Genomic DNA, 14,144 nt, shown 5'->3' on the forward strand with positions numbered 1-14,144 from the left:
ACTCATATAAAAGAGGAAATAATCCTCAATAATAAAATAATGGAGAGTTAGAGATTCTATGTCTTCTAAATTAATTCGGGGAACGTTCATATTAACATTGGGTACGATTTTATCGAAGGTGCTTGGCCTTCTTTATGTTATTCCGTTTTATGCGATTATCGGTGGGAAGGAACAAGCCGCTCTTTATCAATTTGGCTACGTGCCGTACACGATTTTTATCAGTATTGCGACAGCTGGCGTGCCGCTCGCTGTTTCCAAATACATATCCAAATATAATGCGCTTGAAGAATATGCGGTTGGCCGTAGGTTATTCCGTTCAGGTATGGTAGTCATGCTTGCAACGGGAATTTTTTCGTTTTTAGCTATGTATGTTTTATCTCCATGGTTTGCTGAGCTTGTGCTGCGAGGGGCTGATAGTGAACATTCTTTTACAGTTGAAGATGTTACGTTGGTCATGAGAGCGGTCAGTTTTGCTTTAATAATTATTCCAATTATGAGCTTGATTCGCGGATTTTTTCAGGGCCATCAATCAATGGGGCCATCAGCGGTTTCTACCGTTGTAGAGCAAATTGCAAGAATTGCTTTTTTGCTGGCTGGAGCATATGTTGTTTTGTACGTATTAAAAGGCAGTGTGGTTACGGCAATCAGTGTAGCAACATTTGCCGCTTTTATCGGGGGAATCGCAAGTCTCATTATCCTGCTTTGGTATTGGCAAAAACGAAAGCGTGGCCTTAATGAACTTTTAGAGTTTGATAAAGGGACAATCGAAGTGTCGATTTCCGACATGTATAAAGAAATAATCGTCTACGCATTGCCATTCGTCCTTGTTGGAATTGCGAATCCACTTTTTCAATTTATCGATCAAATCACATTTAATAGAGCGATGGCTGAGGCTGGAAAATCGGCTGAAGCGCTCGGTTCACTCGGAATATTAAATTTCACCACTCATAAACTTGTTATCATCCCTGTTTCCCTTGCAACGGCATTTGCGTTAACATTAGTTCCGCTTGTGACTGAGTCGTATGTAAAAGGAGACAGGCAAATCATGTTTCGCCAGCTTAATCAGACGTTTCAGGTGCTTTTATTCATTACTATGCCTGCTGCGATCGGACTTGCCTTGCTTGCAGAGCCAATGTATACCGCTTTTTACGGCTATGATGAATACGGCGCACAAGTACTAAGGACATACGCACCGGTTTCCATTTTATTCGCTCTTTATGCTGTAACAGCTGCTATTTTACAAGGAATCAATGAACAGCGCTACACCATTTTAAGTTTATTAACTGGATTGCTGGTGAAACTAAGCCTCAACATTCCGCTTATAAAAGCATTTGGAACTGAGGGAGCTGTATATGCGACAGCATTAGGGTATACCGTTTCAATAATGATTAACTTTTTCGTGATCAAACGCTTTGCATATTACCCATTCAAGCTTGTTGTAAGAAGATCTCTATTGATCATAATATTTAATGTGCTAATGGCCGTTCCAGTCTTTTTCGCTTATAAAGGGCTTCTATATTTACTAAGCCCGGAAACGAGAATGCAATCAGTACTATTAATTATTGTTTGTGCGGGTATTGGCGGCATCGTCTATGCATATCTCGGACTTAAATCAGGTTTAGCTGACAGACTATTTGGTGACCGTCTTGGGAAAATAAAACAGAAGCTTCGTATTTAGTGGAAATCTGTAGAGGGCTGATTTTACGGCTGAAGCTCCGGAATTAAATAAGGAAATTAGGCGGAAAACACATTTTTTATTTTCCGCCTAAAAAATGTTATCCTGGAAAGCCCATCTGGCCCGGAAAGTTTGGAAATCCAGTGCCGCTAGGGAATCCTTGGGTCCCGCCACCAGGGAATCCCTGAGCTCCCCCGGGGAAGCCCATCTGGCCTGGTTGTCCGGGATATCCCATTGAGCCTGAATGCCCAGTATGCCCTGAATGACTAGAGTGCCCCATGCCGCCCATTTGATTTTCGATATTTGTCAACCGGCGGCTTAAGCGCTCATGTTCGCGTTCCATACGCTGAATCTGTCTTTCTAACTGAGTTAATCTGTTACCTATGCCCGATGTACCTGATGAGGTGGGCATTTGACTAGGCATCATTTCTTGCCCGGGAAACGGTTGAAACATACCTCCAGGCAGTTGCTGGCGAAAGTCCATGCAATTTCACTCCATTCTGTTAGGTCCTGCATCATCAGCCTATGTAAAAGTAGGCGAGGTGTATGGGCGAATGCCTAAAATTAGTTATTATCTTTTAAAGGAGCTCGTTCATGAGAATTGATAAATTGCTTTCTAATGTTGGTTATGGAAGTAGAAAAGAAGTGAAGAAAATTTTAAAAGGTGGAAGTGTCGCGGTCAATGGACAAACCATCAAGGATGCCAAATTCCATGTCGATCCCTACAAAGATTCCGTGTTGATTTTCGGCGAAGAAGTCGAATACCGTGAATTTATTTATTTGATGATGAACAAGCCACCTGGTGTGATTTCGGCGACTGAAGATTATCATGACGAAACTGTTGTCGATTTACTTGATCCAAAACACTCCGTCTATGAGCCATTTCCTGTCGGCCGCCTTGACAAAGATACGGAGGGGTTGTTGATTCTAACGAATGACGGTCAGCTTGCACATCAATTACTTTCGCCAAAGAAAAATGTTCCGAAGACATATTTTGCCGTAATTAATAGCGAAGTGACGGAATCTGATATCGAAGAATTTAAAAAAGGTGTCATCCTCGATGATGGATATCATACTAAACCAGGAGAACTCACTATTTTAAAATCAGGCTTGCATTCCGACATTGAGTTAACCATAACTGAAGGGAAATTCCATCAAGTTAAACGGATGTTCGAAGCCGTTGGCAAAAAAGTCGTTTATCTGAAGCGAGTATCAATGGGACCGATTCAGCTGGACGACATATTACAACTTGGAGAATACAGAGAACTGACCGAAAAAGAAATACAATTACTTAAAGAATAATCGACAAGTGACAGGCACGCCCCGGATTTTGTCGAATCCCTTTTCCCGCGGATATGGAGGTCATAAGTGGAGAAACTATTTATGATTTTATCGCGATTGAAAGGGGATTTTTTATGGTTAAGCGTAAAGCTGTACGAAATGCTGCAGAGAAGTATAGTAAAACACCGAAGAAAAATATTGAGGAAAGTGACTTTACTGCCGAATTTGCCGCTGGAGAAGATCCGATGAAAGGGGCAAATCGCAATTCCCAACTTGGTCGAAAAGGTAAGTAAGGCAAATAAAGAAAAATCGACAGGTGCCAGGCACCTGTCGATTTTTCTTTATTTTTCACGGGATTTCATTAGGATGACGAGTTCGTAGGGTCCGACGGATGTGTATTCGCCATTTACTTCTTGGTTGTGTCGTTGTAAATCGTTTGTTGCAGCCGTATGCCACTTCCCAGGTGAGGGCAATTGGAGTTCATAGTCTTGGTTTGTTGGATTGACATATATGGAAAAGTCCTCGTTATTTCCAAATAATGCAAAGCCGAAAACTGGTACGGGCGTGTCTAAAACATGTAATCTTCTTCTGATTTCTTGTTTAGTAGTAAGGCGAAAAACATCATATTTTTTTCTCAATGCGATGAGGTCTTTAATAAATTTTATATTTTCGTCTTCTATTTCCCTTTTGCTCCAATCTAATTGATTGATATGATCACCGGAAAGATAGCTGTTTTCATCACCTTGTTTACTTCTAAACCACTCTTGCCCTGCATGAATGAATGGTACTCCTTGACTCACTAATGTAATCCCTGAAGCGAGCTGATGGATTTTCTTTCGCACCCATTCACTTTCTTGATCATTAGTAAGAAGAAGACGATCCCAAAGTGTATGGTTATCGTGACATTCAACATAGTTAATTGTTTGATTTACCTCCGAAACGATCGGGGTACCAAACTCTTCTAAGGCAGAGCCGGAGATAAGATGGGGCATCCTTTCAATAAAACGACCATTCCCATTTACATAACCGGCATCGTTAGTATTAAATAAATTTCCTTTAATTGAATCACGGAAATAATCATTAAAAAACCTGATACCTTGTAAAAGATGTGAATGAGAGGAGGTAGCTTTCTGTTCAGAGGGCAATGCTGTCGCAAGTTCCCAGCCCTCACCTAGTAACATAATCGGCACTGCTTCATCAGCACAGCGATCATGAATTTCTTTCATTGTTTCAATATCCATGGCCCCCATCAGATCAAAACGAAAGCCATCTACCTTGTATTCACTCAGCCACAAATGAATCGTATCCAGGATAAACTTTCTAACCATCGTCCGCTCTGTGGAGAGATCATTGCCAACTCCTGTTCCGTTACTCAACCTGCCATCTTCGTGATAGCGGAAATAATACCCGGGAACAAGCTTTTCAAATGGCGATTCCTCCATAATAAACACATGATTATAGACGACATCCAAAATGACAGAAAGTCCTTCCTGATGAAATGACCGAATCATCTTTTTACATTCATTAATTCTTGCGATGGGGTCCTCCGGAGAACCCGAATAACTCCCTTCAGGAACTTGAAAATATAATGGGTCATAGCCCCAATTATAATCATCTTCAGGATAAGACTCATTGACACGAGCAAAGTCATTTATTGGTAAAAGTTGAACATGTGTGACTCCTAATTCTTTTATATAAGAAATTGCTGTTGAATAACCATTAGGAGTTTTTGTATCTAATTCTGTTAAACCTAAAAATTTCCCTCGATTGACTACCCCACTTTCTTCTTGACTCGTCGCGTCCCTTACATGTAGTTCATAAATAATCGCATCTTGCAAATGTTCGAGTTTCGGTCTCTTTAGTTTGTCAAAATTAAGCTGATTCGTTCTGGAAAAATCAACAACCACACCTTTTGCACTGTTAGCAAGCATAGCTTTCGCATAAGGATCGTTTATGAATGACGTTTTTCCATTGACACTAATTTCGTATTCATAAGTGAAACCATGCCAATCTCCTTCGATTTTTCTTTCCCACACACCATTTTTAAGTTTTTTTAATAAAAAAATATTATTATTTAAATATAACTTTACCGAAGACGCAGTAGGAGCCCAAATAGAAAATGTAGTTACTTCTTTTTCGCAAGATGCACCCAATTCACTATTCAAAGCGGAATAATGGAGGTCAAACCAACTAGTTCGAACGATTGCTCTTGGGTAAATAGGCATGTTCGCTTTTCCCCACATAAGGACAAGACTTTCTCCAATCGGCAGTTCTTCAAAAAAAATTATTTTCACAGTGGAATGATCAATGACAGCTTCCACTTTTGCCGTAAAATACTTATCTTCCGCTGCCCAATAAATGACAGGTGGCTCATCAGCATGAAGCAATGATGAGATATTTTCTGCAATAACTGTTAACACGTGAACATCATCAATCCAGGCCACATGTGTATCCACAATAGCAACCCCTTCATCATTAACATTTCTGTTTTTTATCATATGTTTTTAGTCTAATTCCGGGAAACGAATGACCTAGAATAAGGATTTCTTCCTATTTTAAATTATTATCCTTGATTTTCCAATTTATAACAAGGATCCTAAACTTGCTCTGTTATAGTTAAATAATTTGTTCGACAAACACCGGGGTAAATCTACTTGATCAATGAGATATTTGTCGAAGGAAAATTCAGTAAATACCCTTCATAATCTCCTATAATAGAACTTGATTAGTTTTCTGCAATACATTTTTTTACAGTAACATGTTCTTCAACAGTTCAAGAAAGGAGTCAGCACATTGTATTACAACATTTCTGAACGAGATATATTTTTATTTCACCAAGGGACGAATTATCATAGTCATCAATTATTAGGCTGTCATCATATTGATTGGAAAGATACCCATGGATATAGATTTGCAGTATGGGCGCCTAACGCCAAAGAAATTCGTGTTGTTGGTGATTTTAATCAATGGAATGGCAGTGCCTATTCATTAAAGAGAATTACTGATGAGGGCTTATGGGTCGGCTTTTTTACGGATATTCCCGAAAATCTTCCCTATAAATACGAAATTGTGACATCTAATAGTCATGTATTGTTAAAAGCAGATCCTTACGCTTTTCAATCTGAGCTTCGACCTGCTACAGCATCTTTAACCCCTATATCGTCAGTCTATGAATGGAATGACCAACAATGGCAAGAAAAAAAGAAAAAATTCGATGCTTATAAATCCCCTGTCTCAATATATGAGGTTCATTTAGGTTCTTGGAAAACAAAGGAAGACGGTGAATTTTATACATATCGTGAGCTTGCAGGTGAATTAATTCCTTATGTCAAATCGCTAGGTTATACACATATTGAATTATTACCACTGGCTGAACACCCCTTTGATCTATCGTGGGGTTACCAAATTACCGGATATTTTTCTGTAACATCGAGGTACGGTCCTCGTGATGATTTTAAACATTTCGTTGATGAGTGCCATAGGCACAACATTGGTGTCATTATGGACTGGGTCCCCGGACATTTTTGTAAGGATGACTTTGCCCTTCGAGAGTTTGATGGCGAACCATTATATGAATATGCAGATCCTCGTAAAGCAGAGAAAAAGTCTTGGGGAACTTTAACCTTTGACTTTGGACGCCCTGAAGTACAAAGCTTTTTAATCTCAAATGCCCTTTTTTGGTTTCAGGAATACCATATAGACGGCATCCGGGTAGATGCAGTGGCAAGCATGCTCTATCTTAATTTCGATAAATATGATGGCGATGAAAAGATCTACAATTCATTTGGCGGTGAAGAGAACCTCGAAGCATATGCTTTCATCCGCAAATTAAATGAGATTGTTTTTTCTTATGAACCGACCGCCTTGATGATGGCGGAGGATAGTTCAGATTTGCCACTGGTTACTGCACCGACTTATGCAGGAGGTCTTGGATTTAATTTTAAATGGAATATGGGCTGGATGAATGACATGCTCAAATTTATGGAGAAAGATCCCATCCACCGTAAATGGCATCACAATTTACTTACCTTTTCATTTATGTATACCCATTCGGAAAACTTTCTACTGCCGCTGTCACATGACGAGGTCGTCCACGGAAAAAAATCATTGCTTAATAAAATGCCTGGTGATCAATGGCAGCAGTTTGCCAATCTAAGATTGCTATATGGTTATATGATGGCACACCCTGGTAAAAAGCTGCTATTTATGGGGGGAGAATTGGCACAATACGCTGAATGGAAAGATAAAGAGCAACTTGACTGGCACTTATTGGATTATCCGCTTCATGAAGCAATGTTTACTTACGTAAAAGCGTTAAATCACTTTTATCTTGATAACACGGAGCTCTATGAGTTGGATCATCATTCTGAAGGTTTTGAATGGATTGATCCCCATAATGTGGATCAAAGCATCGTTGCTTTTCGCAGACGCAGCTCGAACCAGGAAGATGAACTGATCATTGTTTGTAATTTCACACCGAATGTTTGTTATGACTATAAAATTGGTGTTCCGGCTCCTGGGACGTATGTAGAAGTATTTAATTCAGATGCAGCAGAATTCGGGGGATCAGGTCAGATCAATGAAGCTGATCATTTTAGTATACCGAAAAAGTGGCATACATTACCGCAGCATATAAAAATTAAAGTCCCCCCTTTAGCCATCGCCGTTTTCAAACGAAAAAACACGATAAAAATGACTGAGGAGGTCATGGAATGAAAGAATGTGTAGGCATGTTATTAGCTGGTGGGGAAGGAAAGAGGTTAAGGGAATTAACGACGAATTTGGCAAAACCAGCCGTACACTTTGGCGGAAAATATCGCATTATTGATTTTACTTTAAGTAATTGTACAAATTCCGGCATTCATACGTTGGGTGTCATGACCCAATATTCTCCACTTGAATTAAATAAACATATCGGGAATGGCAAGCCATGGGACTTGGATCGACCTAATGAGGGCGTCACAATCCTGTCGCCTTATACTGCGAAAGATGGCGGCAACTGGTATTCTGGAACGGCAGATGCAATCTATCAAAATATTCATTTTATTGATCAACACAACCCTGAATATGTTCTTGTTATTTCGGGTGACCATATTTATCAAATGGATTATAAAAAGCTATTGGAAGACCATAAACAAACTGGGGCAGATGCCACCATATCGGTCATTCCTGTTGCCTGGGAGGAAGCATCCCGCTTTGGAATTCTAAATACTACCGATGATATGCGAATCTATGAATTTGATGAAAAACCGGCATATCCGAAAAATAATTTGGCTTCTATGGGTATTTATATGTTTACATGGTCCACTTTAAAATCCTATTTATTAGAGGATGCAGAATTGGAGTTTTCCAGCCACGATTTCGGCAAAGATATTATTCCTGCCATGCTTGGTGATAACCGTCGCCTTTATGCATATCGGTTTGAAGGGTATTGGAAGGATGTCGGTACTGTTCAAAGCTACTGGGAAGCAAATATGGACTTACTGGACGAAGATTGGAGCCTTTCGTTAAACAATAAAAACTGGAGAATGTACTCGAATGATTCAACTTTTCCACCACAATATATCGCTGAAACAGGAGTTGTGAAGCATTCACTCGTAAACTCCGGATGTTGGATAAGTGGAACAGTGCAAAGCTCCGTATTATTTAAAAATGTAATCATTCAACAAGGCAGCATGATTAAACAATCAATCTTGCATCCTGGTGTAAAAGTAGGTGAAAATTCTACTTTAGAACGAGTCATTGTGATGGAAAATACGGAAATTCCGGAAGGTACGACTATTCGGATTGGACTGGATCAGGAACCGCTCATCATCGATCAAGACAACTTAACAAGAATATTATCGTAAAAATGATTTTAAAGGAGGAGAAGATAGATGAACACAATGATGGGTCTTATTAATCTAGAGCATGAGCATCATTTTTTCCATGAATTAACTTATTTTCGAAACGGTTCCTCCATTCCTTTTGCTGGGCGTTACCGTTTGATTGATTTTACTCTTTCCAATATGGTTAATTCTAATATCGAAGAAGTAGCAATTTTCACGCGTAATAAATATCGTTCCTTAATGGATCATCTTGGAACAGGGGAAAACTGGGAATTGGATCGGCGACATGGTGGTTTATTTATTCTTCCGCCTGATTGGAATGACCCATCTGATATTTCAAAAGGAGACTTACAATTTTTCCATAATAACCGGGATTATTTTCATCGCGGTACGTCTTCCTATGTCCTAATCAGCGGTAGTCAATTTATTTCAAATACGGATTATAAAGAAGCTTTTCAATTTCACCTAGATCGCGGAGCAGATGTGACGCTTATTTCTACCCATGTTGAGACGTTTGATACTGAACATGACTCATGTTTTCGAATTGAAGCTGATGAAGATGGATGGGTCAAAGATATAACGAATGATAAGAAGAATCCGAAATTATTTACAGGAGTTTATATTATTAACAAAGAACTTTTGATGGATTTGGTCGATCAATGTATCGCCCATCATCAGGATCATTTCTTTATCCATGGAATTAAAGATAATCTCTCTGATTTAAAGATTCAAACTTATCAATATAATGGCTACTGTGCGTTTATCAATACGATTGAAAGTTATTACCGTCACAATATGAATCTACTGTCGGAAGATAATTTTCGGGATCTGTTTTACAAGGAACCATTTATTCGTACAAAAGTTGGTAACCAGCCTCCGGTGAAATATCGCAATGAATCGAGTGTCAAAAAGTCAATTCTAGCAAATGGCTGCATCATTGATGGCGAGGTAGAGGGCAGTGTGCTGTTTCGTGGTGTTTCAGTAAAAGAAGGAGCTACAATCAAAAACTCGATCATTATGCAGCGTTGTACGATTGAACCAGGAGTTTATTTAGAAAATGTCATTTTAGATAAAGATGTTCACGTAACGGCAAACCAAAGGTTTATTGGTTCAAAGGATAAACCGTATATAATCGCAAAAAGACAAATTATTTAAAAGTCTCTGGAGGCTAGACAGTAAGTGTTCATAGGCATGAAAGGAGAAATCTCTTTTGAAAAACGTATTATTTGTCGCATCGGAATGTACACCTTTTGTTAAAACTGGAGGACTAGCAGATGTGATTGGGTCACTCCCTCAAAGCTTGAAACAGTATGAGCGGATGGAGGTGCGCGTCATTCTGCCACTTTATGATGAAATTTCGGAAGAATGGCGGAATCAGATGGAATACCTCGCTTCCTTCAATGTCCCCCTCGGATGGCGTAACCAGGAAGTCAGTATTTATACACTTGAACATAATCATATTCTTTATTATTTCATCGCCAATGACTATTATTTCACCCGTAAAGGTGTTTATGGGTATTATGATGACGGAGAACGGTTTGTATTTTTCAGCCGAGCTGTCGTTGAAGCTTTGGCACATATTGATTTTAAACCGGATATTTTCCATGCCCACGATTGGCAAGCAGGAATGGCTGTGGCACTCGTGAAAATTATGCAGCCGGTTGAACACATGAAAACGGTCTTTACCATTCATAATATTAAATACCAAGGAGTCATGCCTCTTGGCACATATGACGATTTCCTTCAATTACCTGCAGAGCATATTGGCGGTATGGAATGGAATGGGATGTTAAACTGCCTAAAAAGTGCACTGTTTCATGCCGATAAAATTACTACCGTCAGCCCGAGTTATGCTGAGGAAATTAAAGATCCTTATTATAGTGAAGGACTTCATTCCATCCTTTTAGAAAGGTCAGCTGATTTAGTCGGTGTGCTTAACGGTATCGATACAAATGAATATAATCCATTAAAAGATCCATCTATTCCAGTGAAATATCGTTCTTCGAGAGCTAGAAAGAAGAGTAATAAAATTGCTCTTCAAGAAAAAATTGGGTTGCCGATTGATAGTGAAAAGCCACTATATATTATTATTACTCGTCTTGTAGAGCAAAAAGGGCTTCATCTCGTAAAACATATTTTAGATGATTTTCTTCAAGAGGACGTCCAATTGGCAATTTTAGGCACTGGTGATGAAGAATTTGAATCGTTTTTTGCGGAGGCTGCTCATCGCTATCCGGAAAAACTAGCGACGATATTAACCTTTGATGAAGGGCTAGCGCGCCAATTATATGCGGGTGCCGATTTCTTTGTCATGCCATCTAAGTTTGAACCGTGCGGACTGGCCCAACTGATTGCCTTGCAATATAAAACGGTTCCTATTGTTCGAGAAACAGGCGGGCTAAAAGATACGATCCATCCATTTAACGAAATAACGGGTGAAGGAAATGGATTTAGTTTTACAAATTACAATGCTCATGATCTTTTGAGTGTGTTACGCTATTCATTAACAATTTTCAATGATCCATTTCAATGGTCTCAGCTTCTAAAAAATGTCAATAAAAGTCAGTTCAGTTGGAAGGATTCAGCTAGCGACTATGCAAACCTTTATGAGGAAATTACATCTATTTACGTATAAGGGGGGCTGATCTTGCCACAGCTAACTGTAGAGGAACTAAAAGAACGGATTGTAAACAAACTGAAGACAGACAAAGGGATAGACATATTAGATGCACAGAATAAAGATATTTATTACGTAATCGCTTCGATTGTGAATGAAGAAATCATGCCGCATTGGCTCGAAACTCAAAAAAAATACAAAGAGAAAAACTGTAAACAAGTTTATTATTTATCGATGGAGTTTTTAGTCGGAAGATTACTTGAAAGTAATCTTCTTAATTGCGGGATGCTTGAACATTCAAATCAGGCATTAACTGAACTTGGCTTAAATCCTGAGCAAATTTATGCGGTTGAGCATGATGCAGGCTTAGGGAATGGGGGGTTAGGTCGATTAGCGGCTTGCTTTCTTGATTCATTAGCCTCTCTTCACTACCCAGGTCACGGATTTGGAATTAGATATCGCTACGGTTTATTTGAACAACGTATTATTCACGGTAATCAGATTGAACTACCTGATTATTGGTTAAATGATCATTATGCTTGGGAAACCAGGAAAGAAGAAGAAGCCATCTGTATCCATTTTCATGGCGATGTACATATGTTCAAAAAGAATGATGGCACGCTTGAATTCAAATATGAAAATACTGATAAAGTCATGGCAATTCCTTATGACATTCCTGTCGTTGGGTATAAAAACGATGTGATTAACACTCTTCGGCTTTGGAGTGCCGAACCGGTTTTTCAAGAAGGGAACCACTTAACAGAAGAATCCCATTATTATCATGTTTTAGATCATCAGCATTCTATTGAACAAATTTCCGGATTTTTATATCCAGATGACTCAAGTCATGATGGAAAAGTATTGCGCTTAAAGCAACAATACTTCCTTGTTTCTTCCAGTATTCAAAATATCGTTAAAAACTTTAAACAAAATTGTCAAATGTCGTTAAAGCGTCTGCCTGAAAAGGTTGTCATTCAAATTAATGATACACATCCAAGCTTGGCAATTCCTGAACTGATGAGAATTCTCATGGATCAGGAACATTTCAGCTGGGATGATGCCTGGGAAGTAACAACGAAGGTGATAGCTTATACGAATCATACCATCATGAGTGAAGCGCTCGAAAAGTGGCCAAAGGGGATGCTTAAGCATTTGCTTCCACGTATTTACATGATCATTGATGAGATCAACGAACGTTTTTGTAAAGGTATTTGGTTCGATCATCAAGATCTGAGAGAAAAAATACCTGAGATGGCTATCATTGCTGACGATCAAGTTCACATGGCCCGGCTGGCGATTGTTGGAAGCTTTAGCGTGAATGGCGTTGCACGAATTCATACCGATATTTTAAAGAAAAAAGAAATGAAGCATTTTTACTCACTTTACCCTGATCGATTTAACAATAAGACGAATGGAATCACCCATCGCCGCTGGTTATTGCAAGTAAATCCGAAATTAGCGGGTCTCATCACTGATATCATTGGTCCGCAGTGGATCCAACGTCCGAAACAGTTGATTAGTTTATTGAAATACACGAAGGATAGTTCGTTTTTAGAAAAGTTCGATCAGGTGAAGCGGAAAAATAAGCAATTATTAGCCGACTTCATTCATGACCGCACTGGCATTTTAGTGGATGATCAATCGATATTTGATGTCCAAATTAAACGGCTTCATGAATATAAACGGCAGTTGCTTAACGTTTTTCACATCATTTATTTATACAATGAATTGAAAGAAAATCCCAATCTTGATATGATACCCCGTACGTTTATATTTGGAGCAAAGGCAGCGCCAAGCTATCATTTAGCGAAAGAAGTCATTAAACTAATCAATAAAGTTGCCTCCATTGTAAACTATGATCCGGATATTCAAGGAAAGCTTAAAGTCATTTTTTTAGAAAACTATAACGTAAGTCTTGCGGAGAGAATCATTCCGGCCGCTGATATTAGTGAACAAATCTCAACCGCGAGTAAAGAAGCGTCGGGCACGGGCAATATGAAAATGATGATGAACGGTGCTTTAACTGTCGGAACATTAGACGGGGCAAACATTGAAATTAAGGATTTAGTCGGCGATCCAAATATTTTTATTTTCGGTTTAACAGCGGATGAAGTTTTACATTACTATCATCACGGCGGTTATAATGCTACTGATATTTACAATACGGATGACAGGGTGCGGCGGATCTTAGATCAATTAAATCACGGGGAGTTCGGCTCTCATGAAATTGAGTTTAAAGATATTTATTACAATATTCTTTCACACAATGATCCTTATTTTGTGTTAAAGGACTTCGAACCTTATATCGAGACCCATGAGCTTGTTGAGCAAGCATACCGGGATAAGTTAACATGGCTCAATATGAGTGTGACAAATATTGCTTACTCAGGGAAATTCTCAAGTGACCGGACGATTCAGGAATACGTGACAGATATTTGGAAAATAAAACCGGTTTAATGGAAAAGCGCAAGCGCCCGTTAAGCGACGTACAAACCGCCCACAGGATGTGGGTGTGTCGACGTTGCCACAGGACGTGGCGATTCTAGTCGACGGATCCTTTTTAATCGAGATAAAGGAAACACAATGAGCCTAGAAAAGCGGAAGGCGGCTGTTCAGGGGCGACAAGCACAAGGCAGGCGCTGACAGAAGGCGTAGTTTGCCTTCAAAAGCGACTGACTTGTGACCTCGAGCCCCTGCCGCCTGGAGCTAGACACGCAGGCGAATTGATGTTGACTTATCGTAG

10 protein-coding genes are annotated in these 14,144 nt (G+C 39.3%); 8 read left to right on the forward strand and 2 right to left on the reverse strand.

The window, feature by feature from the left end; genetic code table 11:
* Nucleotides 1–58: 58 nt before the first annotated feature.
* Complete coding sequence (locus KHA88_RS00290; RefSeq protein ID WP_213121253.1) at nt 59–1,678, forward strand: putative polysaccharide biosynthesis protein; 1,620 nt, start codon at nt 59–61, stop codon at nt 1,676–1,678.
* A 97-nt stretch (nt 1,679–1,775) separates the two neighbouring features.
* Here the strand turns inward: KHA88_RS00290 and KHA88_RS00295 are convergent, their stop codons facing one another.
* Nucleotides 1,776–2,129 (reverse strand): bZIP transcription factor, encoded by a 354-nt coding sequence (locus KHA88_RS00295; RefSeq protein WP_213121254.1) that lies wholly within the window; start codon nt 2,127–2,129, stop codon nt 1,776–1,778.
* Between the two features lie 140 nt (nt 2,130–2,269).
* Here KHA88_RS00295 and KHA88_RS00300 point away from each other — a divergent pair, with 140 nt between their 5' ends.
* The gene (locus tag KHA88_RS00300; protein ID WP_213097732.1) at nt 2,270–2,977 is read left to right on the forward strand and encodes a pseudouridine synthase; all 708 of its coding nucleotides are present in this window, start codon (nt 2,270–2,272) and stop codon (nt 2,975–2,977) included.
* A 113-nt stretch (nt 2,978–3,090) separates the two neighbouring features.
* Nucleotides 3,091–3,249 (forward strand): hypothetical protein, encoded by a 159-nt coding sequence (locus KHA88_RS00305; RefSeq protein ID WP_213121255.1) that lies wholly within the window; start codon nt 3,091–3,093, stop codon nt 3,247–3,249.
* 48 nt (nt 3,250–3,297) lie between these two features.
* Here KHA88_RS00305 and pulA read toward each other — a convergent pair whose 3' ends face one another.
* On the reverse strand, nt 3,298–5,454 hold the full coding sequence (gene pulA / locus KHA88_RS00310; RefSeq protein ID WP_249312844.1) for a type I pullulanase: 2,157 nt from the start codon (nt 5,452–5,454) through the stop codon (nt 3,298–3,300).
* A gap of 295 nt (nt 5,455–5,749) precedes the next feature.
* Here pulA and glgB point away from each other — a divergent pair, with 295 nt between their 5' ends.
* From glgB to KHA88_RS00335, 5 genes are read left to right on the forward strand one after another with little or no spacing between them, the layout of a single operon-like run.
* Nucleotides 5,750–7,672 carry a 1,4-alpha-glucan branching protein GlgB gene (gene glgB, locus KHA88_RS00315; RefSeq protein WP_213121256.1) on the forward strand — a complete coding sequence of 641 codons (1,923 nt, stop codon included), beginning with the start codon at nt 5,750–5,752 and terminating at the stop codon, nt 7,670–7,672.
* Nucleotides 7,669–8,805 carry a glucose-1-phosphate adenylyltransferase gene (locus KHA88_RS00320; protein WP_213121257.1) on the forward strand — a complete coding sequence of 379 codons (1,137 nt, stop codon included), beginning with the start codon at nt 7,669–7,671 and terminating at the stop codon, nt 8,803–8,805. Before glgB ends, KHA88_RS00320 begins: the two co-directional genes overlap by 4 nt.
* A gap of 27 nt (nt 8,806–8,832) precedes the next feature.
* Nucleotides 8,833–9,939: a glucose-1-phosphate adenylyltransferase subunit GlgD gene (gene glgD, locus KHA88_RS00325; protein WP_213097728.1), complete on the forward strand. Its 1,107-nt coding sequence runs from the start codon at nt 8,833–8,835 to the stop codon at nt 9,937–9,939.
* A 55-nt stretch (nt 9,940–9,994) separates the two neighbouring features.
* The gene (gene glgA, locus KHA88_RS00330; protein WP_213121258.1) at nt 9,995–11,419 is read left to right on the forward strand and encodes a glycogen synthase GlgA; all 1,425 of its coding nucleotides are present in this window, start codon (nt 9,995–9,997) and stop codon (nt 11,417–11,419) included.
* Nucleotides 11,420–11,431: 12 nt separating this feature from the next.
* Nucleotides 11,432–13,858 carry a glycogen/starch/alpha-glucan phosphorylase gene (locus KHA88_RS00335; protein ID WP_213121259.1) on the forward strand — a complete coding sequence of 809 codons (2,427 nt, stop codon included), beginning with the start codon at nt 11,432–11,434 and terminating at the stop codon, nt 13,856–13,858.
* Nucleotides 13,859–14,144: the final 286 nt, after the last annotated feature.

The sequence above is a fragment of the Lederbergia citrea genome (genome assembly GCF_018343525.1).
In the GTDB taxonomy this organism is placed as follows: Bacteria; Bacillota; Bacilli; order Bacillales; family Bacillaceae_C; genus Lederbergia; species Lederbergia citrea.

Bases quoted from the DNA above. Each gene is read 5' to 3' on its own strand.
- KHA88_RS00290 (WP_213121253.1), top strand. From the start codon at position 59: ATGTCTTCTAAATTAATTCGGGGAACGTTCATATTAACATTGGGTACG.
- KHA88_RS00295 (WP_213121254.1), bottom strand. From the start codon at position 2,129: ATGTTTCAACCGTTTCCCGGGCAAGAAATGATGCCTAGTCAAATGCCC.
- KHA88_RS00300 (WP_213097732.1), top strand. From the start codon at position 2,270: ATGAGAATTGATAAATTGCTTTCTAATGTTGGTTATGGAAGTAGAAAA.
- KHA88_RS00305 (WP_213121255.1), top strand. From the start codon at position 3,091: ATGGTTAAGCGTAAAGCTGTACGAAATGCTGCAGAGAAGTATAGTAAA.
- pulA (WP_249312844.1), bottom strand. From the start codon at position 5,454: ATGATAAAAAACAGAAATGTTAATGATGAAGGGGTTGCTATTGTGGAT.
- KHA88_RS00320 (WP_213121257.1), top strand. From the start codon at position 7,669: ATGAAAGAATGTGTAGGCATGTTATTAGCTGGTGGGGAAGGAAAGAGG.
- glgD (WP_213097728.1), top strand. From the start codon at position 8,833: ATGAACACAATGATGGGTCTTATTAATCTAGAGCATGAGCATCATTTT.